The 26,296-nt window shown below is 68.8% G+C and carries 18 protein-coding genes; 4 read left to right on the top strand and 14 right to left on the bottom strand.

Features of this window, described 5'->3' with window-relative positions:
• Window position 1: 1 nt before the first annotated feature.
• Complete coding sequence (locus KYK13_RS01525) at window positions 2-1,345, bottom strand: DUF4032 domain-containing protein (protein ID WP_223641283.1); 1,344 nt, start codon at window positions 1,343-1,345, stop codon at window positions 2-4.
• A 90-nt stretch (window positions 1,346-1,435) separates the two neighbouring features.
• Between KYK13_RS01525 and KYK13_RS01520 the strand changes: the two genes are divergently transcribed.
• Window positions 1,436-3,100, top strand: coding sequence for an alpha-amylase family glycosyl hydrolase (locus tag KYK13_RS01520; RefSeq protein ID WP_223641280.1), 1,665 nt, complete (start codon window positions 1,436-1,438; stop codon window positions 3,098-3,100).
• Here the strand turns inward: KYK13_RS01520 and KYK13_RS01515 are convergent.
• The 10 genes from KYK13_RS01515 to KYK13_RS01470 form a co-directional block, all read right to left on the bottom strand.
• Window positions 3,097-4,230 (bottom strand): imm11 family protein, encoded by a 1,134-nt coding sequence (locus KYK13_RS01515; protein WP_223641277.1) that lies wholly within the window; start codon window positions 4,228-4,230, stop codon window positions 3,097-3,099. The two genes, KYK13_RS01520 and KYK13_RS01515, sit on opposite strands and share 4 nt — an antisense overlap.
• Window positions 4,231-4,363: 133 nt before the next feature.
• Window positions 4,364-5,722: an AHH domain-containing protein gene (locus KYK13_RS01510; protein ID WP_223641274.1), complete on the bottom strand. Its 1,359-nt coding sequence runs from the start codon at window positions 5,720-5,722 to the stop codon at window positions 4,364-4,366.
• A gap of 122 nt (window positions 5,723-5,844) precedes the next feature.
• On the bottom strand, window positions 5,845-6,858 hold the full coding sequence (locus tag KYK13_RS01505; RefSeq protein WP_223641271.1) for a glucodextranase DOMON-like domain-containing protein: 1,014 nt from the start codon (window positions 6,856-6,858) through the stop codon (window positions 5,845-5,847).
• A 145-nt stretch (window positions 6,859-7,003) separates the two neighbouring features.
• Complete coding sequence (locus tag KYK13_RS01500; protein WP_223641269.1) at window positions 7,004-9,202, bottom strand: hypothetical protein; 2,199 nt, start codon at window positions 9,200-9,202, stop codon at window positions 7,004-7,006.
• 141 nt (window positions 9,203-9,343) lie between these two features.
• Window positions 9,344-10,303, bottom strand: a complete 960-nt coding sequence (locus KYK13_RS01495; protein WP_223641267.1) for a glucodextranase DOMON-like domain-containing protein — start codon at window positions 10,301-10,303, stop codon at window positions 9,344-9,346.
• Between the two features lie 43 nt (window positions 10,304-10,346).
• On the bottom strand, window positions 10,347-11,234 hold the full coding sequence (locus tag KYK13_RS01490; protein ID WP_223641265.1) for a sugar ABC transporter permease: 888 nt from the start codon (window positions 11,232-11,234) through the stop codon (window positions 10,347-10,349).
• A 3-nt stretch (window positions 11,235-11,237) separates the two neighbouring features.
• Window positions 11,238-13,286, bottom strand: a complete 2,049-nt coding sequence (locus KYK13_RS01485; protein WP_223641263.1) for a carbohydrate ABC transporter permease — start codon at window positions 13,284-13,286, stop codon at window positions 11,238-11,240.
• Window positions 13,287-13,299: 13 nt separating this feature from the next.
• The gene (locus KYK13_RS01480) at window positions 13,300-14,523 is read right to left on the bottom strand and encodes an extracellular solute-binding protein (protein WP_223641262.1); all 1,224 of its coding nucleotides are present in this window, start codon (window positions 14,521-14,523) and stop codon (window positions 13,300-13,302) included.
• 20 nt (window positions 14,524-14,543) lie between these two features.
• Window positions 14,544-15,638 carry an ABC transporter ATP-binding protein gene (locus KYK13_RS01475; protein ID WP_223646466.1) on the bottom strand — a complete coding sequence of 365 codons (1,095 nt, stop codon included), beginning with the start codon at window positions 15,636-15,638 and terminating at the stop codon, window positions 14,544-14,546.
• Window positions 15,639-15,717: 79 nt separating this feature from the next.
• Entirely contained in the window at window positions 15,718-17,289 is a 1,572-nt protein-coding gene (locus KYK13_RS01470; RefSeq protein WP_223641260.1) for an alpha-amylase family glycosyl hydrolase, read from the bottom strand.
• Between the two features lie 416 nt (window positions 17,290-17,705).
• Here KYK13_RS01470 and pulA point away from each other — a divergent pair, with 416 nt between their 5' ends.
• Window positions 17,706-21,125: a pullulanase-type alpha-1,6-glucosidase gene (gene pulA / locus KYK13_RS01465; protein ID WP_223641257.1), complete on the top strand. Its 3,420-nt coding sequence runs from the start codon at window positions 17,706-17,708 to the stop codon at window positions 21,123-21,125.
• Window positions 21,126-21,207: 82 nt separating this feature from the next.
• On the opposite strand, the gene map is transcribed toward pulA, so the two are convergent.
• The 3 genes from map to KYK13_RS01450 all read right to left on the bottom strand — a co-directional run bounded on the left by map (window position 21,208) and on the right by KYK13_RS01450 (window position 23,666).
• A complete protein-coding gene (gene map, locus KYK13_RS01460) occupies window positions 21,208-22,209 on the bottom strand; it encodes a type I methionyl aminopeptidase (RefSeq protein ID WP_223641255.1) in 1,002 nt (333 codons plus the stop codon).
• Window positions 22,206-22,442: a hypothetical protein gene (locus KYK13_RS01455; RefSeq protein WP_223641253.1), complete on the bottom strand. Its 237-nt coding sequence runs from the start codon at window positions 22,440-22,442 to the stop codon at window positions 22,206-22,208. The genes map and KYK13_RS01455 overlap by 4 nt, the downstream gene beginning before the upstream one ends.
• 171 nt (window positions 22,443-22,613) lie before the next feature.
• Complete coding sequence (locus KYK13_RS01450) at window positions 22,614-23,666, bottom strand: helix-hairpin-helix domain-containing protein (protein WP_223641251.1); 1,053 nt, start codon at window positions 23,664-23,666, stop codon at window positions 22,614-22,616.
• A gap of 257 nt (window positions 23,667-23,923) precedes the next feature.
• Between KYK13_RS01450 and KYK13_RS01445 the strand changes: the two genes are divergently transcribed.
• Window positions 23,924-25,738 (top strand): serine/threonine-protein kinase, encoded by a 1,815-nt coding sequence (locus tag KYK13_RS01445; RefSeq protein ID WP_223641249.1) that lies wholly within the window; start codon window positions 23,924-23,926, stop codon window positions 25,736-25,738.
• Between the two features lie 11 nt (window positions 25,739-25,749).
• The gene (locus KYK13_RS01440; protein WP_223641247.1) at window positions 25,750-26,232 is read left to right on the top strand and encodes a DUF2381 family protein; all 483 of its coding nucleotides are present in this window, start codon (window positions 25,750-25,752) and stop codon (window positions 26,230-26,232) included.
• Window positions 26,233-26,296: the final 64 nt, after the last annotated feature.

Genomic DNA, 26,296 nt, shown 5'->3' with positions numbered 1-26,296 from the left:
GCTACCCGGCCGAGCGCGTCGCGGGAGGCGTGCGAGGAGGCTCCTCCTCCACCTCCTGCGAACTGGAACCCGCGGCCCGCGCCGCGTCCTCCAACAGCGGCACGATGCCAGGCTGCTTGCGGGTGAGCGCGACGTAGTCCTGGAGGGCCGCGTCCAGGCCCACGTCGCGCTTCGCGCGCTCGGACAGGAACCACTTGTGCTCCAGCACCTGGCAGTAGAGCTCCGCGGTGTCGGCCACGCGGCCCAGGTCCTTCTGCAGGCGTGACAGCGTGGGGTGGTAGCGCTCGTCCAGCCAGCGGAACGCGGCCACGCTCAGGGGCACGCTGCGGTCCAGCTTGCGCGTGAGCGTGGCCTTCATCTCCCGCAGCTCGTTGAGCAGCAGGCTCGCCTGGCGCTCCTCCGCGACGATGCCGGTGAGCGAGTGCAGCTGGTGCCGGTGGTACTCGCGGTCCGTGACGATGGTGCGCATGCGCAACTGGCTGCCCTGCCCGCTCGCCACGAGCTCCACCTCGCCCACGGAGAAGCCCAGGTCGTTGAGCGTGCGGATCCGCTCGTGGATGCGGTAGCTCTCATGCGGCTGGAGGATGAGCTCGCGGTTGATCTCCGCCCACAGCCGTTCGTAGCGCTGGCGGATGCTCGCGGCCGTCTCCTGCCACGCCTCCAGCTCCTGGGGCAATTCCTCCGCCAGCTCCACGCGAGCGGACAGATCCGCCAGGCCCCCGGCGATGTTCTCCTCCATGATTTGAAGGTCCATCTCCCGCTGGCCCGCGGAGAGCTGCTCGTGCAGCTCGGACGTCTCCGCGTCCACCGCGTACGCCTGCAGTTCGCCCGCGTCGCGTCGGAAGAGCACGTTGGACAGCGAGCAGTCTCCCCAGAAGAAGCCGCCCAGGTGCAGCCGCACGAGCAGGCCCGCCATCGCGTCCAACAGCCTTGAGCGGTAGCGCTCCAGGCCCTGGTGCATGAACAGCGCGCGGTACGGCAGCGACGAGGCCAGGTATTGGGTGATCAACAGCCCGGGCCTGTCCCCGGGCGCGGCCTCCAGCCCCTCTTCTGTCTGCACCGCCAGCCCCACGGGCACCACCGACGGCAGCCGGCGCTCCTCCAGGCCGCGCAAGAGGTCGTACTCGCGCTGCGCCACGCGCGCGGGGGTCTCCTTGAAGGCGTAGATGGTGGCGCCGTAGCTGACGAACACCACCACGTGCCGGGACAGGCCGCGCGGCACCTCCACCACGCGCGGCGAACGCTCCGGCCACGCTTCCAGCGGCAGCTCCCACGGGAGGTCGAGGAAGTCCGGGTGCCCCTGCCGGATATGCAGGGAATGAAGGCGGCGCGCGGGATGAGACATGGTGGTCACCAGCCTACTGCCCGGGTGGCCGCGCATCATCCGGGCCGCTCGCTGGCCCGCGTGGATCGTTCGCTGTTAGAGGAAGAGGCCATGCGCCCCCTCCGCGGACTCTCCCTCTGCAGCGCGGCCCTGCTGTCGGCCTGCGCCGGCTCTTCACCCTCTCCGGCTCCGACACCGTCCGCGCCTGGAAACATCACGCTCGCCGCGCCCGCGGGGGACGCGTGGTACCGGGGCGCGGTGTTCTACGAGGTGTTCGTCCGCAGCTTCCAGGACTCCAACGGCGACGGCGTGGGAGACCTGCAGGGCCTCATCTCACGGCTGGACTACCTGAACGACGGCAACCCGGCGACGACGGATGACCTGGGCGTGGACGCGCTGTGGCTGATGCCGGTCTTCGCGTCGCCCAGCTACCACGGCTACGACGTATCGGATTACGAGCGCATCCAGACGGCCTACGGTTCACTGGAGGACCTGCAACGGCTGTGTGACGAGGCGCACCGCCGTGGCATGCGCGTCATCCTGGACTTCGTCATCAACCACACCAGCACGGAACATCCGTGGTTCGTGGACTCGAAGTCCTCGCCGCAGTCGGCGAAGCGGGATTGGTATCAGTGGCGCGCGAACAACCCCGCGTGGGCGCAGCCGTGGGACATCTACTCGCAGACCAACACGTGGCACCAGCAGGACACCGGCTGGTACTACGGCGTCTTCTGGGGCGGCATGCCGGACTTGAACCTCCAGACGCTCGCGGTGCGCGACGAGGTGAAGCGGCTGGCGACGCTGTGGCTCCAGCGCGGCGTGGACGGCTTCCGGCTGGATGCCGCGCGCTACCTCATCGAGACGGGTGGCGGCGCGGGGCAGGCGGACACGCCGGAGACGCATGCGTTCTGGAAGGAGTTCGCCGCGCACGTGCGTTCGGTGAAGCCGGACGCGGTGCTGGTGGGCGAGGCCTGGAGCGAGACGCCGTCGGTGGCGAAGTACTACGGCTCCACGGCGACGGTGCCGGGTGGGGACGAGCTTCCGCTCAACTTCAACTTCCCCATGTCCGCGCGGGTGATTGAAGGCATCAACGCGGGCAACAGCGGCGGCGTGGCGTCGAAGCTGTTGGAGATGAAGAACAACTATCCGGCCGGGGTGGCGGACGCGCCGTTCCTCACCAACCACGACATGGTGCGGCTGGCGACGCAGTTCTCCAACGACGGAGCGAAGCTGGGGCTGGCGGCGGCGGTGCTGCTGACGCTGCCGGGCGCGCCGTTCCTCTACTACGGCGAGGAGGTGGGCCTGGGGAACGGCAACGCCAACAACGACGAGTCCAAGCGCACGCCCATGCCGTGGAGCGCCGCGGCGGGTGGAGGCTTCACGACGGGCTCGCCCTGGTACGCGTTCTCCGGCGGAAGGGAGACGGCGAACGTGGAGTCGCAGCGGAGCAACCCGGGGTCGCTGCTGTCGCGCTACCGGAACCTCATCCACGCGCGCCAGGGTTCAGAGGCGCTGCGCAACGGGGGCCTGAGGCTGTTCACGGCGACGACGGGCATGTCGCGCACGCTCGCCTTCGTGCGGACGCTGGGCGACGAGCAGGTGCTGGTGATCCACAACTTCTCCACCGCGCAGGAGTCGGTGGGCCCGTTCGACGTGGAGGCCACGACGGCGGAGCCGCTGTTCCTGGACTCCGGCGTGGCGCCGCTCTCGGGAGGCACGGGAGCGTGGAAGACGAGCCTCCCGGCGCGCTCCACGGGCATCTGGCGGCTGCGCTAACTCACGACGGGCTGACGCCACGAGCGGGAGAGGTAGCTCTCTCCCGCGGCGTGGAAGCGGCGGATGAGCTCCGCTGCCGCGCTCCTGCCCTGACGGAGCAGCCATTTCAGCTCCGCGGGCATCAGCGCCTTCACGGTGAGGAGCCGGACCTCGCCACCGGGAAGCGTGAAGCGCGAGGGCAGTGCATCCGTCTCCATGCCGATGAGCACGGCCACGCGGCCCTCGGGGGTGATGAGGGTTTCCGGCATGCCCACGCCGTCCACCTCCATGGACAGCGTGCCGTTGGACAGGGAGACACGGAGCTTCTCGAACTCAGCGACCTCGTAGGCCACGCGTTCGAGCAGGTGCACCGGCCAGCTCTTCCACACCTCCCCCAGTGGCTCCGGAGTCTCGATGGCGAGCTCCAGTCCGAAGCCCGCCGTGGGACGGTCCAGGATGTCGTTGAACGGGTCGGACAGACCGTCGGTCACGATGAGCATGTGGCCATCAGGACGGCCGATGGCTATCCAGTTCTGTCGCTCGCCGGGCCAAGGACCACCCACGACAGGAGGGATGTAGAGATCGTCAGACAGGGTGCCAAGCCCCTGCCACACGGCTGCACGAGCATGGCGCGCCTGGTGCCACAACTCGGCGCGCTTCTTCGTCTCCGCACGCCGAACAGGGTCGAAGGTCGGAGGCCCCGTGACTGCTTCGAACTTCGCGCCTGTAATGCCCGCGCGCTCCATCGCGTCCTTGATGTCCTCGGAGACGATGAGAGAGCCCTTCCACTCAGAAGGACGGAACACCTTCGCATCGCCCACCTTCGACGGGTCAATTCGCATTCCGGAGATGGAGAAGAGCTTCCCCACCTTCTCGGGTATGCCGTCCTCCTCTCTCCAATAGGCCACCTCCGAGGAAGCCTCGGTATCGATGCATGGGAAGGTGCGGAGGGCATTGAGGATGAAGTACGGCCCAGCGTGGGAGTCGACCTCGACAGGAATCAACTCCACTTCATTTGAAGCCAGCTCCTGGAAGATGGCAGCCAGCTTCGCATTGACGACCGGCGTTCCGAACGCCGCGTGCGCGTAGTCACGAGACTCCCCCTCCAAGTCCAGTGGGAGCTTGATCCGCCCCTTGAACTGGACAGGCACACCTTCGGTGAATTGCCAGGGGTCATCGAGCTCTCGCCTTTGAGCATCGAGCGGATGCCCCAAGCACCAGAATCCTTCAGCGACATGCTCATAAAGGTCGAAGTACTTCGTCGGCACGGGCGGCGCTCCTATGTCACTCCAAGCCGGTGACCCAACGATTCAAGTCGGTACCCTTCTCTTGAATCTCGCTTGCAAGGCTCCGCAGCGCTTTCGTCAACGATGCGCGACAGTCTTGCATGGTTCTGCATTTTGCCGTCGCATCCCTCAAAGTCGTGAATACCCTCCGATGGTACGCCTCCGGATGGGGCCCCTTGTGTCCCGGAACGCGAACCTTGTTCGCCGGGTCATCCAACGACATCCCCGCCTTGTCGAAGATCTTCTGGAACCGAGGTGACCACGGGCCTCCGCGATTCGTGGCGCTCCACCACTTGTTGGATGCGATGTGGTGCTCGTGCCCTTCCGCATCCGCCCCACTCGCGACGGGTCCCTTGTCATCCCGCGCGGACATGGCCACCGCGTTCGGCGCCAGCACCAGGGTGACACCTTCAGAGGTCACCGCCGCGGACTCCACCTGCGCCGCCGCGCCCAGCCGGAAGCCCCCCACCTCCGCGGCCACCAGCGAGGCCTGCCCTGAACCCGGGAGCGTCGCGACCCTCGCCGCGAACGTCTCCGCCGTGCTCCCCACCGCCGCCAGCGCCAGCATCACGAACGCGCGCGCCGCGTTCTTCCCCATCACCTCGCCGTACTCCTCCCCCGCGTCACGAAGCGCGTCGAACGTCCGGGCCACCCGGGCCTGCTCGGACAACTCGATCCATCCCTGGATGAGGTTCCACACCGTGTCGATGCCCAGGTAGGCGACGAGCACCACCGTCATCGTCGCCGCGATGCCCTTCGACACGGGCTCGGGCAGCAACCACAGCGCCAGGTACACGGTGCTCGTCGCGACGATGGTGGTGAGCACCGCGCGCCGGTCCGTCATCCCCACCAGCGCATCCGCGGTCTCCTCCCACACCGAATCCAGCGCGATGGCGAACGCCAGCGAACGCCGTCCGTCCTCATCCAGCGCGGAACGGCCCTCCAGCAACTGAAGACAGTCCCCTGGAGTCTGCTTGCGCTGGCACCACCGCCCATAAGCGCTCGCCAACTCCCGTTCGCCGTCCTCCATCCACAACGAAGCCCGAGAAGGCCCCGCCACGGAGACCAGTCCCAAACGCCCACGGACCCGGGCATAAGCCTTCATGGAGAACGAGCCCGCGAACAACCGGTACGCCTCATCACGAGGGCGCGAAGCCACCGGCGCATCCTCCGCCAGCGTCCGCACCGCCTCGGTGAACGCACCCTCCTCCAGCTCCACAGGCGCGACATCCGTCCGAGGCACATGGACGACCGGAGCCCCGCGCCCCGTCTTCAGCCGGACGCCACGCGTCGCTGAACACCCCGTGCCCAGCAACAACAGCAGCATCACCACCGCCCAGCTCCGGCCTGAGGACATGGATGCCTCCAAGGCACCCATCCTCGGCCGCGCGGACTCACCGCAACCAGGACCTCCCGCGCACAGCGCGCGAGGCGACCGTCACGGGGCGGGCGATGACGGACCCACGGTCCCCGCGTCCGTCACATCCACGGGCCCCCCGCTTCCGCGTCAGGAGGAGCCACCTCCACCGGCGCCACAACCTTCCCCGAAGGCACCACCGCGCGCCACGCCGGCTTCGCAGGCCCCAGCACCTCCTCCTGCGTCGCCCCCGGCGCCACCAGCAGGTCCACCACCGGCGACTGGGACGGGTCTCCCTTCCGCCCACCGCCGAAGCGGTCATGGACCGGCTCCCCCGGCATGATGCCCATCGCCATCAGCCGCGGGTTCGCGGACGAGTCCCCACCGAACATCCCGCCCAGCGCCACGCGCCGGTCGATGGTCGCGCCCGTCACCGCCACGCCGTAGCCCCAGTCCGCGCTCGCGCGCCCACCCAGGAAGCGGTCCGGCACCAGGAACATCACCGTGCGCCCGCTCACCTGGATGACGGTGGGGAAGAACACCCGCGCCTCCAGCTCCTGCTCCGTGGCCGCGTTCAGCTCCGCTTCCACCTTGCTGCCAATGCCCCCCGACTTCTTCTCGTACGCATCCAGCGCCTCCTGGCGCCACTGCTTGCGCAGCGCCTCGCGCGCCTCATAGGGGCGCGGCGTCAGCACCACCGCCTTCTCCCACCCGGAATCCGGCGCCAGCTTCAGCCCACGCCCCGGCAGCGTGTCCGTGCGCCCGGAGCCGGGCACCCGGTCCTGGTCCACGTACAGGTCCACGTTGAACGTGTAGAAGCCGTGCCGGGCCCGCTCCGCGACCGTCGCCCCCTCCAGGTCCAGCGCCTGCGCACGCGAAGGCTTCGCGATGGGGTGCGCGAACGTCACCTCGAACCGCGTCGCCCGGTCATCCGCGAACGCCGCCACCGCCACCACGTCCAGGTCACCGGGCCCCATGTCCGTCCGGCGCGGATACACCAGCTCGCCGTCGCCGTGGTCATCCCCCACCGGATCCGTCAGCCGGAACAGCAGCGCGTCCTCGCGCGTCTTGCCGCCGGAACACGCGGCCAGGGTGGAGGCGAGCAGGAGCGCGGACACGCGGGGACGCACGAACATCGATGGGCACCTCATGCACGAGGAACAAGCGCGTCAGGTGTATCGCGCGGTGCCCCAAACGCAAGGAGCCCGGAGTGCCTTCACAGGCGCCCCGGGCTCCCACTGCGTCAACCGCATGCCCCGCCGCAAGCAGGGCGAGCGGTGACTAGAACTGCGCCTTCATGAACGCCTTGACGCGCATCTGCTCGAAGTGGCGCTCCTCCAGGCTGTTCCAACCGCCGTTGCGGTTGGTGAAGCCGCGCGAACCCACCGCCACGCCGTGGTCGGCCGCGATGGTGTCGTCCGCGTACTGCACCACGAAGCCGTCGCCGAAGTCCGGACGGAACGTGCCGAACGCGTACTGGCCCTCCAGGCCGAACTCCACGCCGGACAGGATGTAGCGCGCCTTGACGAGCACCTGGTTCTTGTTGTGCTTGCCGGACGCCATCTCGTGGTTGTTGTACGCCTGGAACGCCGTGTTGCCGTCCAGCAGGTCCGCGAAGAACTTGGAGTAGCTCGCGGACACGTACAGGTCATCCGTGAACTGGTAGCCCGCGCCAGCCGTGAACGTCGTGTAGTCCAGCAGGCGGTCGTCGTCCGCGATGTTGTCGAACGGCTTGAACTGGTAGCCCGTGTCACCCGCGCTGTTCGTGATGACGTTCGGGTTGCTGTAGAGGCCGGCCGTGGTGTTGCCGTCGCTGTAATCGTTGACGAGCGAGTTGTCGCACGCCACCGCGCCGCCCGGGCACGCGCCCGCCTTGAACGGCAGGAAGCGCGGGTCGTTCATGCGCTTGTCCGTCTCGTGGATGTACTTGAACTTGCCGAACACATCGATGCCCTTCAGCACGTCCACGACGTACTTGGCGCGCAGCGCGACCAGGTGCGTCTTCTTGTCCTGGAAGGGCTGGTAGGCCGTGCGGAAGTTGTGGCCCACGCCGGAGTCCAGCTCCGTGCCCGGGTACTGGGTGTCGTTCAGCGACTTGGACGCGTTGCCGTACGCCTGCCAGTTGGTGTTGTACGTGATGAACGAGTACTCACCGCCCACCTCCAGCGCGCCGTTCGCGTAGACCGGGTTCGCCGTCACGCCCTTCCAACCAATGGCCGTCTCCGCCATGGGCTCGTCGAAGTCCGTGAAGTCGTTGTCCACGTTGATGGTCGCGACCTGCTGGGCCTCGCTCGTCCAACCGCCGTAGCCGATGCGGGTGGGGTTGCCCTTGTAGATGCCGTAGGCCGCGTTGGACGGGCCCGGGAACGCGAAGCTGCCGTCATGACCTTCCGTGAGGAGCACGTCCGCCTCGCGGCGGCTGGCCATCACCGCCACGTAGTCCGCGCCGATGCTGAACAGCTGCAGGTTCAGCGACAGGCCCACGTCCAGCGGGTCGTTGAGGGACGCGTTCAGCATGTACGTCTGGTCCGTGTGACGGCCGGCCAGCACGGCGCTGTAGCCACCGATGCCGCCGAAGTTCGCCGGCGACAGCACGGGGCTCGCGTTGGAGTACGACGTGTACGCGGCGCCGCGCACGTCCAGCCACGAGCCCATGTGCAGGCCCGCCTTCAGACCGCCCACGCCGTTGCGGTAGCGCGGCGTGAGGTCGCGGCCGTCGTCGAAGTTGTTGTCCTCCGCGTTGATCTCCTGGTCGTTGGCGTACTGGAAGATGCCGCCCACGTCGAAGAGCTCGGACGGGGTGTACTTGGCCTGGAAGCCGTACGCCGCGTCACGCGCGTGGAAGATGCCCGTGTTGAAGCCCGGGCCCGCCCAGAGGCGGGGCAGCGCGATGCGCGCCGCGTCCCACGTGAGCTTCCGGCCCAGGTTGGAGCCCTGCAGCATGATGGCCGCCGCGTTGTCGCGGTCGATATAGCGGATGCGGCCGATGACGAACGGGTCGAACTGGCCCAGGTCCGTCGCGCCGATGAGCGCCGAGTCGATGAGGTAGCCCGGACGCAGCGTCACGGACATGCCACGCAGCTTGATGTACTGGTTGGAGCGCGGGTCGAACTCGCCGCAGTCGCCCGCGACACAGGGCTTGGACGGGTCACCACCGAAGCCGCCGAAGTTCGTCCAGAAGTTCTGGTTGAAGCGGCTGTGGATGCGGCCGTTGACCTCCACCTGCGGGGAGATCTTCGCGTTCAGCAGGAGCTCCAGCTCCGTGCCGATGCCGTTGTCGCCGTAGCCCTCACCGGGCACGGTGGTGAAGTTGTACATCGCGCCCTGGTCACGCTGCGTGCCCCAGAGGTACTTCGTATAGGTCGTGCCGCCGATGTTCAGCTTGGGGCCGCTGTCCTGCGCCATGGCCGCCCCAGGAAGCAGGCCGACCGCCACGGTGAGCGCACACGCTCCCCGCACTACGTTCTTGCGATTCTTCATGATTTCCGGAAAACCCTTCTCGAATGCTTGATTCAGAGGGGGGTCATCCCCTCTCCCGGGGCCGCCGCGGGTCCTCCGCGGCAGCCCTCCCCGTGTTGCATCAAACCTTGAAACAGACTGTTTTGAACAGTCCGCCACCGACTACTTCGTCGGCGTGGCCGTCGTCGGCGCCGGAGCGACCGTCGTTCCAGCCGGAGCGGCCGGCGTGGGCGCCGGAGCCGGGGCCGGAGCGGCCGGAGCCGCCTCGGGGGCCGGGGTCGCCGCCGCGCCGCCCTGCGCCGCCGGGCGCTTCTCGCCGGAGACCATCTTCAGCGTGGCCTTCTTCGACGCGGTGCCGTCCGCCGCGCACTCGTACGAGAGCATGTCGTACTGAGCCTTGACCTCAGAGCTGTCACCCTTGCCCTGGCCCGCGAGCACGTCCATCACGTGCGGATCGCAGTTGGTGTCGGTGCCGCCGCCGAAGCGGTGCTGACCCTCGTACTCGTTCACGCGGCGGGTGAGCAGGTCGTTCTCCGCCGGGAAGCCCTCGTTGGACTGCATGACGACCTGGTAGCCCCACGTGGAGGGGTCACCGGCGCCCAGGTCCGCATTCATGACGGTGGCGGTGATCTTGTTGCCGGAGGCGCGCACCTTGGTGGGCACCACGACGGCGTTCTTCATCGCGCCGGCCTTGTTGTTGGCCTCCGCGCGCACGCGCGACGAGCCCTGCGGCGAGATGATGATGACCTTGTCCCACGCGTCTTCCGGCGCGAAGGCGACGTTCAGGCCCGGGGGGCTGTCGGTGAAGCCGCTGCCCACCTTGTGGTCCGTGTCGATGAAGATGAAGACCTCCTGCACGGAGAACCCGTCCGCCATCTTCCAGGGGTTCTCCAGCGACGCCTTCACCGTGATTTCGATGTCCGTCTTGTTGCCGCCCTGGTCCAGCTTGAAGCCGGTCAGGTCGAACGAGCCCGGCTTGTACACGGGGTCCGTCGGGTAGGTGTACTTGCCCGGGCCCTTGTCGTCGCCGGTGGGGTCCTTGAAGGACACCTTCTCGGCCAGGGCCGGTGCCGCGGTCAGGGAGGCGGCCAGCGTGAGGACTGCAATGCGGGGGGTGATCATGGGGTGCTTGCTCCTTGCAACGACAGACGAAAGGACTGCGGGACTAACCCTTCACGCCGCCGGCGGTGAGACCGGAGACGAGGTACTTCTGCAAAAAGAGGAAGAGGAACACGACGGGCACGGACACGATGATGGAGCCGGCCGCGAAGTAGCCCCACTGCTGGCTGAAGCCGCCCACGAAGAAGCGCAGGCCCACCGGCGCCGTGTACATGGCTTCCTGGTCCATGAACGTCGCCGCGAGGATGAACTCGTTCCACGCCGTCATGAAGCTGAACAGCGCCGTCACCGCCACCGCGGGCTTGGCCAGGGGCAGGATGATGCTCCAGAAGATGCGGCCCACGGACGCGCCGTCCATCAGCGCCGCCTCCTCCAGGTCCTTGGGAATCGTGTCGAAGTAGCCCTTGAGCATCCACACGCTGAACGGGATGGACGTGGTGGCGTACACGATGATGAGGCCCAGCCGGCTGCTGCCCAGGCCCAGCCACTGCACCAGGATGATGTAGAGCGGAATCAGCATCAGCGTGCCCGGGAACATCTGGGACACGAGGAACGCCATCATGCCCGCGCGCTGGCCGGGGAACTTGAAGCGGCTGAACGCGTACGCCGCCGTGCACGCCATGAAGACGCCCAGCACCGTGGTGCCAATGGCCACGATGGCGCTGTTGAGCATCCACTTCGCGAACGGCTGGTCGGACATCACCGACACGAAGTTGGAGGCGGAGAAGGTCTCCGGCCACGGCGTCACCGCGCGCAGCCGGTCCCAGAAGGTGGGGTTCTCCGGCAGCGTGGCGATGGCCAGGCTCTGCTTGCCGGAGAAGGCCAGGCTCACCACCCAGAGGATGGGGTAGAGGGTGAAGAGGGTGAAGGCCACCAGCACCGCGTGCAGCGGCACGTGGGAGATGCCCTCGCGACGTTCAGAGAAGAGCGCCATGGTCTACGCGGCCTCCGTGGCGCGGCTCATGCGGTTCTGCACCATGCTGTAGAGCAGCAGGATGCCGAAGATGACGGTGGAGTACGCCGCCGCGTAGCCGTGGCGGTAGCGCTCGAAGGCGAACTTGTAGGCCTGGGTGACCAGGATCTCGGTGGAGCCACCCGGGTCGCCGCCCGTCACCAGGAAGATGATGTTGAACATGTTGAAGGTCCACACCACCGACAGGATGACCGCCGGCACCAGCGCGGGCTTCAGCGCGGGCAGCGTGATGGCGGTGAACTGCTGCCACCGGCTGGCGCCGTCCACGCGCGCCGCTTCATACAGCTCCGCGGGGATGGACTGCAGCGCGCCCAGCGACACCACCATCATGAACGGGAAGGACAGCCAGCCGTTGGTGGCCAGCGCCGTGAAGAACGACGTGAGGGGGGAGTCGAACCAGGCGAGCCCCTCGCCGCCGAACATCCGGATGACGTGGTTCACCACGCCGAACTGCTGGTGGAACATGCCCTTCCAGATGAGCGCGGTGATGTAGTTGGGCATGGCCCACGGCAGGATGAGCAGCACGCGGTACACCGGCCGCATCTTCAGGTTCGGCACGTTGAGGGCCAGCGCGAGCAGCAGGCCCACCGTCACGCCGATGGTCACGTTCGTGACCGTCCACACGATGGTGAAGAGCAGCGTGTAGTAGAAGTTCAGGTAGTTGAAGACCAGCGAGCCGTCCGCCGCCGTCTTCGCGAAGCTGAAGTCGCCCAGGATGTCCACGTAGTTGCGGAAGCCCACCCACAGCTCCGACAGCGGCTGGCTGCTGTTGTAGAGGTTGGCGTCCGTGAACGACAGCGTGATGCCGTAGGCGAAGGGGAAGAACACCAGCACCACCATGCCCACCATGGCGGGCAGGATGTAGGCGTAGGCCTGCCGGTACTCCACCGCCGTGGCCGCCGCGCGGTGCAGCGCGCCCAGGCCGATGAACAGCAGCACCGCGAGCCCCAGCACGCCCAGCGTGCCCAGCGCCTTCGTCGCGTTGCCGCGCACCTGGGCGCCCTGCGCCGCGAGCTTGCCCTCATCCGGCGCGCCGGACTCCGTCAGCCGGCCCAGCGGGCGGCGCATCGAGTCCGCGTCCCATGCGCCCGGCTTCAGCGCGGGCTCCGCGTTGAGGTTGTTGGCGGCGATGAGCGCCTGGGCCTTCTCGCCGCGCGTGCGCAGCTCCGCGCTGACCGCGTCCTCCGTCGCGCGCAGCTCCGCGTCCAGCGCGCGCAGCGAATAGACGGTGTAGCCCCCCAGGCCCGCCAGGAACAGCGCCGCCGCCACCGCCACGCGCACGCCCTGGCGCGACAGCGCGAACACCGCCGCCGCGCACGCCGCCAGGGGCAGCAGGAAGGCCAGCAGCACCGGCGTCCACGACGGCGCCTCTCCCTTCACCACCACCGGAGTGAGGGCCTCCACGGAGCCCACCACCTGCCCGTCCACCTCCACGGGCGCGGAGAGCAGGCGGCTCGCGCCGTTGTCGAGCAGCTCGGACTCCACCTCCGGCTTGCGCGCGCCGCCCTCCTCGCGGTTCGTCTCCACCGCGGCGCGCAGGCGCTGGCCCCGGTCGTACAGCGGCTTCTCCTCGCGCGACAGCCGGCGCGGCGCCGCCTTGTCCCCGGTGTCATCCGGGAAGGTGGACGCCTCCAGCTTGATGCCGCTGAAGGCGATGACGCGCACGGAGCTCCCCGGCACGCCCGGCCAGCCCGCCACCACGGCCTTCACGCCGTCGCTGGAGCCGCCCGCGCGCTGCACCAGGTCCGCCAGCCCCAGCAGGGACACGGTGGACGTGCGCTGCTCGCGCTCGGCCGCGCGCTCCTGGTTGGCGCGCGCGAGCAGGCCGTGCGCCAGGACCAGGGACACGCCCAGCGCCAGCGCGAGCCCCACCAGCACGCGCCCCCGGTAGCCGCCCGCACGGCCAGCGGGTCCCGAAGTCGCAGGGCCCGGCGCTGAATCGTTCGGAGAGACGCGGGCCGGCGTGGGGGCGCCGGCCGCGGAAGGGGGCTGCTGGGAGGCGTTCTGGCTCACTTCAGCTCCTCGCTTACTTCTTGCGCAGACCGGCGACGTCCTTCGCCACGCTCTTCTGGGCCGCGTCCAGCGCCGCCTTGGGGGTGGCGGTGTTCTTGAACACGGTGTTCATCGCGCTGGTGGCCGGGGTCCAGACCATGGACATCTCCGGCAGGTTGGGCATGGGCACCGCCACGTCCACCTGGTCCTTCATCGCCTTGAGCAGCGGATCCGCGGCCACCTTCGCGTCCTTGTAGACCTCCTGGTTGGCCGGGCTCTGGCGGCCCTCCAGGGCCAGCGTCCTGCCGGGGCCCGCGTCGGTGAGGAACTTCGCGAAGTCGTACGCCGCTTCCTTGTTCTTCGACGGGGCGGCCACGTACACGCCCTCCACCGTCATCCAGGGCTTCATCGGCGTGCCCTTGTTCTCATCCAGCGTGGGCAGCCGGGCCAGGCCGTAGTCCACGTCCTTGGAGACCTCGCCCAGGAACCACGGGCCGGAGAACACCATCGCGGCCTTGCCCTCGTTGAAGAGCGAGGTGATCAGCGCGCTGGAGGGCTCCGCGGGGAGGATGCCGTCCTTGTTCTTCCACTTGAGGACCTGCTCCACCGACTTCACGTTGGCGGGCGAGTTCAGCGTGGGGGCGCTCTTCGCGTCGAACACGCCGCCGCCGAAGCCGTTCATCACCGCCGCGTGGTAGTAGAAGTCGTTGTACGCGTACGCGAGGCCGAAGCGGCCCGCCTTCGCGTCAGTGAGCTTCTTGGCCATCGTCACCATCTCGCCGGATGTCTTGGGCGGCGTGGGGACCAGCTTCTTGTTGTAGATGAGCGTGATGACCTTGTAGTTCAGCGGCAGGCCGTAAGCCGTCCCGCGGTAGGTCATCGCCTCCATCGTCGTGGGGATGAAGCGCTTCTTCGTCGCGTCATCCAGGAAGAAGTCAATGGGCTCCACCGTGTTGCCCGCTTCAATCCAGCCGCCCAGGCGGTCCTGCGCGAAGATGAAGAGGTCCGGGCCCTTGCCGCGCGGCACGGTGGCGCTGATCTTGTCCGCGTAGGCGTCGTAGGGCACCGCCAGCGTGGTGACCTTCACCTTGCCTTCATTGGCCTTGTTGTACTCGGCGACCACCTTCTCCAGCGCGGCCTTCTCCTCCGCGCGGTAGGCGTGCCAGAGCACCAGCTCCGTGGCGGCGAAGGACGGGACGGGCAACAGGCCGACTGCGCACAGACAGAGGGCCGCGAGCAACGTTCGCAGGTGCGTCATTGAGGAAATCCTCCGGGGTATCAAACGGAAAGCCGCAGCTCGGATTCAGCGTCGAAGAGGTGCAGGGACTCCAGCTCCACCGTCACGGCAATGGCGGCACCGGGCTCCGGGGTCGCCTGCGGCGGCAGGCGGAAGACCAGCGGGTTGTCCCCCAGGCGGGCGTGCACGATGAGCTCGTTGCCCAGGGGCTCCACCAGCTCCACGCGCGCCTCCGCGGCCGCGGACTCGCCGCGCGCGGAGCTGCCCGCGGGCAGGATGTTGTCCGGGCGCAGGCCCACCTTCACCTTGCGGCCGCCCTTGCCCGCCGTCGCGGCGCGCAGCTTCTGCGGCACCGGCAGCCTGAAGCCGTCGCCGGTGAGTGACGCGCCGTCCGCGTCCAGCGTGGCGGTGAGCATGTTGATGGGCGGCGTGCCGATGAACTGCGCCACGAACACGTTGACCGGCTTCTCGTAGACCTCCAGCGGGGTGCCCAGCTGCTGGAGCTTGCCGTCCTTCATCACCGCGATGCGGTGGCCCATGGTCATCGCTTCGATCTGGTCGTGCGTGACGTAGACGGACGTGACCTGGAGCCGCTGCTGCAGCTTCTTGATCTCCGAGCGCATCTGCACGCGCAGCTTCGCGTCCAGGTTGGAGAGCGGCTCGTCGAAGAGGAACACCGCCGGCTTGCGCACGATGGCGCGGCCCAGGGCCACGCGCTGGCGCTGGCCGCCGGACAGCGCCTTGGGCTTGCGGTCCAGGAGGTGCGAGATGCCGAGGATCTCCGCCGCCTCGTCCACCAGCTTGTCCATCTCCGGCTTGGGCGTCTTGCGGATCTTGAGGCCGAACTCCAGGTTCTGCCGCACGGACATGTGCGGATAGAGCGCGTAGTTCTGGAACACCATGGAGACGTCCCGGTCCTTCGGGGGCAGCGCGTTCACCGCGCGCTCACCGATGGAGATGGTGCCCCCGGAGATCTCCTCCAGGCCGGCGATCATCCGGAGCGCCGTGGACTTGCCGCAACCGGACGGCCCCACGAGCACCATGAACTCATGGTCGCGGATATCGAGGTTGAGCCCCTCGATGACCGACACGTCCCCGTACCGCTTCGCCACGTCCTTGAACGACACGCCGGCCATCAGGCCCTCCAGCAAGAGCCCCGCTCGCGCCGGTGACAACAGCACGTCCGGGTCTGGTTCTGCGCATGCCGCGGGTGCCTCACGGCACGCGCCCGAGGATGCGCGCGGACAGCGGCGGGAGCGCCAGGTCCAGCGTGGCGCCAGCCTTCGTCCGCCCTCCGTTCAGCAGGTCCTCCACCTCCGCGACGCCCGTCCAGCCCTCCGGCCACGGCACCGACGCCGTGCCCTTCGTCTTGCCGCGGTTCACCGCCACCACCACCGTGTCGCCGGATGCTTCGTCGCGCCGCTGGAAGACGTAGACGTCGCCCTCCGTGTTGAGCGCGGCGTGCGTGCCCCGCGACAGGGCCGGGTGCGCGCGGCGGATGGCGATGAGGCGCTTGTAATACTCGCGCAGCGCCTCGTCGCGTTTCTTTCCCGCGCCGGGCCTCACCGCCTGCCTGCCCCACGGCATGTCGCCGCGGTTCGCGGGCCAGTCACCGCCGGCGCGGCCCACCTCTTCGCCGTAGTAGATGACCGGGATGCCGCTGGTGGTGAGCTGCAGCGTGGCGGCCAGGCGGAAGAGAGGCACGTTGCCCTGCAGCTGGTGCAGCGCCCCGTCCACGTCGTGCGACGACAGGAAGTGCGCCAGGTGGTGGCCCGGCGTCACCTTCCCACGCGACTGGAGGTAGTGGTCGAACGCCACCGCGCGGCCGCGGCCCTGGATGAAGCCCAGCACGTTGCCCTGGAAGGCGAAGTCGAACCCCGCGTCCATCTCGTCCGGGGTGAAGTACGGCGCCAGCACCTGCACATCGCCGCCCCACACCTCCCCCAGCAGGAAGAAGTCCGGGGAGATTTCGGCGCGCGTGCGGCGGCGGTGCTCCTGCCAGAAGTCGTGGGCCACGTGCTTCACGGTGTCCAGCCGGAAGCCGTCCACGCCGGAGCGCTTCGCCCAGTCAATCTGCGCGTCCATCAGGTACTTCGCCACCTCCGGACGCTCGGTCTTGAAGTCCGGCAGGCCCGCCACGCACGTGGTCACATCATCCGAGCCGCAGGTGCCCTGGCCCTCGGAGCGCAGCCAGTCCGGGTGGTCCTTCAGGTAGCGCGAGTCGTAGCCCGGGTGGTTGTAGACGACGTCCAGGAGCACGCGGATGCCGCGCGCGTGCGCCGCGTCCACCAGCGCCTTGAAGTCCGCCTCCGTGCCGAAGCGCGGATCCAACGCGTGGAAGTCGTCCGCCCAGTAGCCGTGGTAGCCCCAGTCCGGAAAGCCAGAGCCGGTGACGAAGCCCGGGATCTGCTTCAACAGCGGCGTCACCCACAGCGCCGTCACGCCCAGCGAAGACAGCTCGTCCAGGTGCGCGGTGAGCCCCTTCAGGTCGCCGCCGTGGAAGGTGCCCGCGGCCGTCAGGTCGCCCTTCTCGTTGTTGGTGGGGTCGCCGTCCGCGAAGCGATCCACCACCACGAAGTACAGCACCTCGTCCGCCCAGGGCCGCGCGGGCTCCTTCTTCTCCGGAGCAGGCTGCGCGGGCGCGGCCTCCTTCACGGGTTCGGGAGCGGGGGCCGGTGCCGCCGGCGTGGCGGGCTGTGTCGCGGCGGACTCCGTCGCGGGCTTCGTGGGGGTCGGAGGGGCCGTGGCGCACCCCGCCAGACACAGGGCGACAAGGCCCTGGAGCATCGGACGCCACCGACCGCGGTGGGCAACAGCGTTCGGTTGTCGGCGGGGGCGGCTGGAGGACATCTGGGCGCGGCACTGTATCCAACAGTCTTGGAAGCGGTGAAGGGTCGTCGGAACAATCGGCTGATGGCGCAACGCGCCATGTCCCCAATGTCTTCCTCTGTACACCCGTGTGACGCATGGCGCGGGCGGGCTCAACGGAGCGCCTGGTTTCTGCCGCTCCGCGTCCTGGTTTGATGGCCCTTCGCATCCGACTTCATGGGGCGGATGGTCATGTCCCCACCCGGGTCATCCAGGAGGTCACCCAAAGCTTGGAAACGACCCGCGGGCGCTCGTGACAGGAGCGGCTGGTACGGTGCCGGAGATTTCCATCCCCCTGGAGGTTTCCCCTGAGAGTTCCTTTCGCAGTTTCCCGCATGACGCGAGCGCTCGCGATCAGCGGGCTGATGGCCGCGCTCGTTCCGCTGTCGTCGCTGGCGGCGCCCGCGTCGGTGACTGTCATTGGCGACCTGCAGCAGGGCGCCGGCTGTGCCAGCAACAACGACCCCACCTGCGCGCAGACGGCGCTGACGTACGACGCGGCGGATGACAAGTGGCAGGGCTCGTTCAACGTGCCGGCGGGCACCTGGCACTTCAAGGTCGCGCTGGACGGTTCGCTGTCACAGACGCACGGCGGCCCCGGCGGCGCGGACGTGGTGCTGAACCAGGCGGCGGCGGGCGCGGTGAAGTTCTACTTCGACGCGAACACGCTGTACGTGACGAGCAACCGCTCCGGCACCATCGCCACGGTGGCGGGCACGCTCCAGAGCAAGCTGGGCTGTCCGGGCGACTGGGCGCCGGACTGCCTGCGCACCCTGATGCAGGACCCGGACGGCGACGGCATCTACACCTTCACCACGAAGGCGCTGCCCGCGGGCAGCTACGAGTGCAAGGTCGCGCTCGATGAACAGTGGACCACCGCCTACCCCGGCAGCAACGCGGCCTTCGCGGTGGAGAGGGATGGCCAGGAGATGATCTTCACCTTCGACTCCGGCGCGTCCAAGAAGGTGACCATCCGCGCCGCGGACGCTCCGGCGGGCAACCTGCTGCTGGCGCGGGCGCACTGGATCGCGCGCGACACGCTGGTGTGGAGCCCGGAGGTCGCGGTGCCCGCGGGCACGGTGTTCAAGCTGCACACGGCGCCCACGGGCGGCATGACCCTGGGCAGCACCGGGGTGCAGGGCGGCACGGCGGTGACGCTGACGGCGGACGCCGCGGGCCTCACCGCCGCGCAGGCGCTGCGCTTCCCGAACCTGGTGGGCCGGCCGGTGCTGAAGCTCGCGCAGGCGGACGTGGCCAACGCGGCCACGTGGCTCAAGGGCCAGCTGGCCGTGTCCGCGACGAACGCGGACGGCGTGATGCTGGACGCCACCAGCGTGCAGTTCGCGGGCGTGCTGGATGACCTGGACACGTACACCGGGCCGCTGGGCGCGACCTTCGAGAACGGCATCCCCACGCTGCGCCTGTGGGCCCCCACCGCCCGGAGCGTGAACCTGCTCCTGTTCGCGGACGGCAGCCCCACGTCCACCACCACGCGCGTGCCCATGACGGCCGGCGCCCAGGGCGTCTGGAGCGTCACGGGCGACGCGTCATGGAAGAGCCGCTACTTCCTCTACGAGGTGGAGGTCTACGCCCGCAAGGAGGGCAAGGTCGTCACCAGCCGCGTCACCGACCCGTACTCGGTGGCCCTCTCCATCAACAGCGAGCTGAGCCAGCTCGTGGACCTGGCGGACCCGGCGCTCGCGCCGCAGGGCTGGAGCACGCTGGCGAAGCCCGCGCTGGAGGCGCCGGAGGACATCGTCCTCTACGAGCTGCACGTGCGCGACTTCAGCATCAACGACAAGACGGTGCCGGAGGCCGAGCGCGGCACGTTCAAGGCCTTCACCCGGGACTCGGACGGCATGAAGCACCTGACCCGGCTGGCGAAGGCGGGCCTGACGCACGTGCACCTGCTGCCGGTGTTCGACATCGCGACCATCAACGAGGACCGCGCTCAGCAGCAGCACCCGCAGGGCGACCTGGTGTCGCTGCCGCCGGACTCCGACAAGCAGCAGGCGGCGGTGGGCGCCGTGGCGGACCTGGACGGCTTCAACTGGGGCTATGACCCGTACCACTACACGGTGCCCGAGGGCAGCTACTCCACCAACGCGCAGGGCACGACGCGCACGGTGGAGTTCCGGGAGATGGTGCAGTCGCTCAACCAGCACGGCCTGCGCGTGGTGATGGACGTGGTCTACAACCACACCCACTCCTCCGGGCAGGACGCCAAGAGCGTGCTGGACCGCATCGTCCCCGGCTACTACCACCGCCTCAGCGACGACGGGAACGTGGAGACGAGCACCTGCTGCCAGAACACCGCGTCCGAGAACGCGATGATGGAGAAGCTGCTCATCGACTCCGTGGTGACATGGGCCAAGGCCTACAAGGTGGACGGCTTCCGCTTCGACCTGATGGGCCACCACCTGAAGTCCAACATGGTGAAGCTGCGCGCCACGCTGGACGCGCTCACCGTGGAGAAGGACGGCGTGGACGGCAAGGCCATCTACGTCTACGGCGAGGGATGGGACTTCGGCGAGGTGCAGAACAACGCGCGCGGCATCAACGCCACGCAGGCCAACATGGCGGGCACGGGCATCGGCACGTTCAACGACCGCCTGCGCGACGCCGCTCGCGGCGGTGGCCCCTTCAGCGGCCTGCAGGAGCAGGGCTTCATCACGGGCCTGTTGTCCGACCCCAACGGCACGAGCCAGGGCACGGAGGCCGAGCAGAAGGACAAGCTCCTGCGCTACAGCGATTGGATCCGCGTGGGCCTCACCGGCAACCTGAAGGACTACTCGCTGGTGGACCGCACCGGCGCGACCGTCACGGGGGAGGGGGTGGACTACAACGGGGCCAAGGCCGGCTACACGCTGGACCCGCAGGAGGTCATCACCTACGTCTCCGCGCACGACAACGAGACGCTCTTCGACGCGGTGCAGTTGAAGGCGCGGCGCGACCTGCCCATGGCGGAGCGCGTGCGCATGCACAACCTGGGCATCTCGCTGGTGGCGCTGGGCCAGGGCATCCCGTTCTTCCACGCGGGCGACGAGCTGCTGCGCTCCAAGTCGCTGGACCGCAACAGCTTCAACTCCGGGGACTGGTTCAACCAGGTGGACTGGACCTACCAGTCCAACAACTGGGGCGTGGGCCTGCCCCCGGCCCAGGACAACTCGGGCAACTGGCCGCTCTTCGGGCCGCTGCTGGCGGACGCCGCGCTGAAGCCGGCGAGCGCGGACATCCTCCGGGCGCGCGACCACTTCGAGGAGATGCTCACCATCCGCAAGAGCTCGCGGCTGTTCCGCCTGCGCACCGGTGACGAGGTGAAGCAGCTGGTGCGCTTCGAGAACACCGGCCCGGACCAGATTCCGGGCCTCATCGTGATGGCCATGCAGGACCACGGCACCAACGCCGAGGGCAAGCGCGCCATCGTGCTCTTCAACGGCACGGATGACGCCCAGACGTTCAAGGCGGACGGGTACAAGTCCCTGAAGCTCAAGCTGCACCCGGCGCAGCAGGCATCCACGGACCCCGTGGTGCGCACGTCCGCGTACGACGCGGCCACGGGCGGCTTCACGGTGCCAGCGCGCACCACCGCGGTGTTCGTCACCGACGACGCGGTGGTGGACCCGGACGACCCGCAGAAGCCGGACGAGTCCGACGGCTGCAACTGCCAGAGCACGGTGCCGGGCCCGCTGGGCGCCACCAGCCTGCTGATGCTGTGCGGCCTGGCGCTGAAGCTGCGCCGCCGCCGGGCGTAACGCAAGTCACCGCCTGGACATGAAGCGGGCCCCGGATGCGAAGCGCGTCCGGGGCCCGTGGTGTTTCAAGGCGGGGGAGCCGTCAGGGGACGGTGAGGATCTCCGCGCCCGTGTCGGTGACGAGCAGCGTGTGCTCGAACTGCGCGCTGCGCATGCCGTCCGCGGTGACGACGGTCCAGTCGTCGTTCCACGTGCGGTGGTCCCAGTGGCCCTGGTTGATCATCGGCTCCACGGTGAAGATCATCCCGGGCTGCATGAGGGTGTCGGCTTCCGGCTCGTAGTAGTGCGGCACCTGGAGCGCGGTGTGGAAGGTCTCGCCGATGCCGTGGCCGCAGTAGGCGCGCACCACGCTGGTGCCGTTCTTCACGGCGTGGGCCTCCACCGCGCGGCCGATGTCGCTGATGGGCCGGCCGGGCTTCACCGCCGCGATGCCGATGTCCAGGCACTCCCTGGCGATCTGCACCAGGCGCTGGTGCTGGGGCTCCACGTTGCCCACGAGGTACGTCGCCGAGCAGTCGCCATGGACGCCATCCAGGTAGATGGTGATGTCCAGGTTGACGATGTCGCCGTCCTCCAGCGCCCGGTTGTCGGGGATGCCGTGGCAGATGACCTCGTTGACAGAGGTGCAGAGCGACTTGGGGAACTTGTGGTAGTTGAGCGTGCTGGGGTAGCCGCCGCGCTTGAGGTAGGCCTCGTGCGCGATGGCGTCCAGTTCGTCCGTGGTGATGCCCACGCGCACGTGCTGCGCGGTCTCCACCAGCACCTGCGCGGCGGCCTGGCAGGCGCGGCGCATGCGGGCGATGACGTCCGGCGACTTCACGTCCGGCTCGTTGCGCGAGCGCGAGGGACGGCCACTGAGCGAGTCCGCGTAGTCCGGCCGGGCGATGGTGGCGGGCACCACGCGGCGGGGGCTGACGAGCCCCTTGCGGACGGGCTTGCGGTTCGTGTCGGTGCCCCGCTTGCGGGCCTCCACGGTGTCCGCGCCGCGGTGGCACTTCTTGTACTTGGAGCCACTGCCGCACCAGCAGGCGTCATTGGGCCCGGGGAGGACGGCGGGGGCGGTTCGGGGGGTGGCGGTGGTCATCGGGTGTCTCGGGAGCTTGAGTGGGAGGTGGCGGCCTGGCGGGCGCGGGCCCAGCGGAGCATCTGGGGTTTGAGCCAGAGGCGCGGGCGCCCGGCGCCCAGGTCGAGCACCGGGCGGGGCATGTCCGGATAGCGGCGCAGGTACGTGCTGACGCTGTTGGGGTGGCGCAGGCGCAGCAGGCCCGCCACTTCCTGGGCGTCAATCAGGTCCTTCGTGTTCACCAGGGGGCACATGGGCGTGTCTATACCCATAGACACATGGGGATGCACGGTTTCCTTCCCGGGCTGGAGGGCGCGAGCGGCCTGCCCGCCGGGGCCCTGCCTGCTTCCGGACATGAAAAAGCCCCGGGCTCCTGAGGGAGGAACCCGGGGCTTCGGGACGGCGGGGACGTCAGGCGGGGAGGACTACTCCGCCCACCAGGTCTCGGTCATCACGCTGAAGCCGTTGGTGGTGTCCACGTAGATGTGGACGGTGTTGCGGCTCCAGGGGTCGTTCTCGTAGGTGAGGATGCAGCCCTTGAACGAGCGGCCCTGGGTCAGCGCGTCCAGGTTCGCCAGGCCCGCGTCGCGGACCGCGTCGGGGATCTTCGTCTCGCCACGGGCGTAGTGGTAGGCGCTCTCGACCGCGGCGCGCACCTCGGCGGCGGTGGCCAGGTTCGGGCGGATGGTGGCGCCGTACGGAACGCTCGACGGCTCCAGGCCGAAGCACTCCTTGCTGTCACGGTAGTGGTGATCCTGGATGGCGATGTTCCACCAGTCGAAGTGGCGCAGGGCGGTGGCACCGTAGTCGCCGTTGGAGGAGACGGCGTTGATGGCGGCGAAGAGCGCCTCCAGCGGGCGGCTCAGGGTGGCGGAGTTGCGGATGTTGCGGAAGCTCACGTCACCGATGCCCGCCGTGTCCGCGATCTGCTGCGCGGTGGTGAAGGGGTGGGCGTTGCGCGCGTTGAGCAGGTTCACGGCGCCGTTCCACGCGTTCGGCAGGACGTCGTGCAGCTCCGAGTCGGAGATGCTGTTCACCAGCGCCACGATGGCGTCCTGGTCGTCATGGGAGATGGCGATGCCGTCCATGATGCCGACGCAGTCCGCGTCGATGAAGTCCAGCGTCCGGGCGCCGCCCTCCAGCTGCTTGAGCCGGGCCGGGCCGACGAGCGGCACGGAGGACAGGTCCGCCAGCGACGTGAACGGCGCGGTGGCGCGGCGGTTCACGATGTTGGTGACCACGTTGCTGGGCAGGTAGCGGTCCAGGAGCGTGTACGACGCCGTGTTCGCGAACTCGAGGATGCCCGTGCACTCGGTGGCCACGTCGACGTTCGTCGTCGTGAGGAGGGGCGCCTGCTGCTGCTGCTCGGCGGACGGGGTGGTGGAGCCGGACTCGGAGGGGGTGGTTCCAGCTTCGGAACCCGCACCACAACCCACGAGCATGCTCACGGCGAGAAGGGCTGAGCCAATACGACGCATCAGGAACTCCTGAATGGGGGGATTACTGCGATGAGACGCGGCTTAATACATCAAATCCGTCTGACACCACCGGCCTGATACGCGCCCTGCGCATGTCACATTTCGGTCACCCTCCCTCTGTTCCGCTGGGAGCATTCCGCCCGGGTCCACGGGGCGAGACTTCCTGACGTGAGAACACACGAACCCAGGGTTGTCTCCGGCCCCCGGCCCGGAGTGACCTTCCAGGTTGAGTGATGTTCATGAGACCCTGCACGTCCATGGGTCAGGAAGGGTCACAGGTGTTCCCGGGGGCGCTCCAGCCTGGCGCGGTGGTGGGGTGCTGGCGAGTGATGGGGACACTGGGGGTGGGCGGGTATGGCGCGGTCTATCGGGTGGAGCCGCTGGAGGCGCCGGGGCGGAGCTTCGCGCTCAAGGTGTCGCTGCATCCGGAGCCCGCCCGGGCGCTGCGGGAGATGGCGCTGCTGTTGGACCGCGCGTGGCATCCGAACGTGGTGCGGGTGCATGCCACGGGGCGGTGGCCGGATCCGGTGGAGGGGCTGCCGTACTTCGTCATGGATTGGGTGGAGGGGATGGCGCTCCACACCTGGGTGGAGACGGTCAACCCGACGTTCCGGCAGGTGGCCATGGTGGGGGGCTCGGTGGCGATGACGCTGGGGGTGCTGCATGCGCGAGGCGTGCTGCACCGGGACCTGAAGCCGGAGCACATCCTGATCCGCGCTCGCGAGCAGGTGCCGGTGCTCATCGACTTCGGGGCCGGGGACCAGGCCGGGGCCACGACGCTCACGACCACCACCCTGCCCCCGGGGACGCTGCACCTGCGCAGTCCGGAGGCCATCCGCTTCCAGCAGCGCCACTGGAGGCAGCCGGAGCTGCGGTATCCCTATCGCGAAGCGGACGACCTGTATGCCCTGGGCGTGTGTCTGTACCGGGCCGTCACGGGGCACTACCCGTTCCCACCGGAGCAGGAGCCGGAGCTGCTGGCGGTGGCCATCACGGAGCGGCTGCCGCCGTCTCCGAGGGACATCAACCCCCAGGTGCCGGAGCCCCTGTCGCGGGCCATCCTGCGGCTGTTGGAGAAGGAACCGGAGCAGCGGCCGCGCACGGGGGAGGCGGCCCATTCGGAGCTGATGCGGGGGCTGCTGTCCGGAGGGGCGGCCGCGTTCGAGGCGCACGTCTTCGATGAGATTCCGGGCACGCCGAATCAGATCCGCCGTCCGGCGTGGCCGGCGCAGCCGTACCTGACGCCCGCGCCCCGGCCCCGGGCGGCTGCGGAAGCGGTGGCTCCGCGCCGGTTCCCGGCCTGGGGCTGGGCGGGCGTGGTGCTGTGCCTGGGGTTGCTGGTGGCGGGACCTGGGACCTGGGAGGTCCTGCTGCGCGGCTGGACTCGCCATACAACCCCACAGGTTCCGGAGAGTCTTTCCTCCCCCATTGGTCATAAACTGGCGATCACACCGGACCGCCCGCACAGTGTTCCTGTCGCCGCCCCGCAGCCCGCGGGCCCTCCCCCGGCGACCGCTGCCTCCCCGGCGGCGCCTCCCGAGGAACGTGCTCCCGTGACGAACAAGCCTCCTGCTCCGCCGTCTCCGAAGGCCAACCGTGCGCTCAAGGCCGCGACGCTCGCGTCCTGCATGGCGGGCATGGCCTGCGCCAGTGCCCCCCTGGTGGACCGGCCCACGCCTCCCGCCGAGGACTGTCCGGAGGACGCGAAGGCAGCCATGACGGCGCTCGAGATTGACGGCGTCCAGTGGGCCGCCAAGTTCGACCCGAGCACGCGCTCCGCTCTCGTCACGGTCCGAGAAGGACGTGCCGCTGTGTACACCGTCGGTACCGAGGGGCACGTGAGGCACAACTCCATGCTCACGGGCACGCTCTACGTCGGCTCCAAACGGGTCTATGGCCGTTTCACGCAGCTGCGTCAGAACAAGACGGGTGAAACATTTCCTGTCTGCGTCGAACTCTGGTTCCTGGATGACCGCACGCGAGGCGTTCCTCGCAGCGAGGGGGGAAATGAGAACACCGCCGTCGTTCCCAACCTGATGTCCATCCGGGGCGTGTGGCGATACGACGAATAGGAGGGCAGCACATGCTCCTGTTCCTGCTTCCGTTCCTCGCAGCCGCGGATGGAGGCGTGTCCGGCGACACGGCCCCTCTGCTTTCCGAGCAGCCCTGTCCCGACGTGGGACTGGCGGCGATGCTGTCCACGAAGCTCCTGGATCAACGTGGGGTCCAGACGTTGCAATTGGATGCTCCCGAAATGGGGCTCGCGGGCGCGGAGTTCCAGGTCAGGAGCTTCCGCTCCGTGCACCGGGTCGCGGTGCAATTGGAGTTCTCCGGCCGGACGGCCCTGACAGGCAGGGCCGCCAGGGCAAGCCTCCGCGGTCCGAGTCATCAAACCCTGAGGGTCGTGGAGGTGCTCGAGGTGGTTTCCGGCTCCGAAACCGCCCGAATCATCGTGGAAGCCGAAGCGCGGCCCCTTGAGGCGCGTGGTGTCTACACGCTGGAGCTCCAGGACGCGGAGGGCACCCCGCTGCTCGTCCTGCCAGGAGTGCGGTTTCCTTCGAGCTGATCCATCCACGCGGGTCAGGACATGACGGGCCGCATGAGCGTGGAGCCCCGCCGCGAGCGCGCCC

It is taken from the genome of Corallococcus sp. EGB (genome assembly GCF_019968905.1).
GTDB lineage: Bacteria > Myxococcota > Myxococcia > Myxococcales > Myxococcaceae > Corallococcus.
Note: the sequence above shows the minus strand (reverse complement) of the source record. Positions and strands in the feature narration are given on the sequence as shown.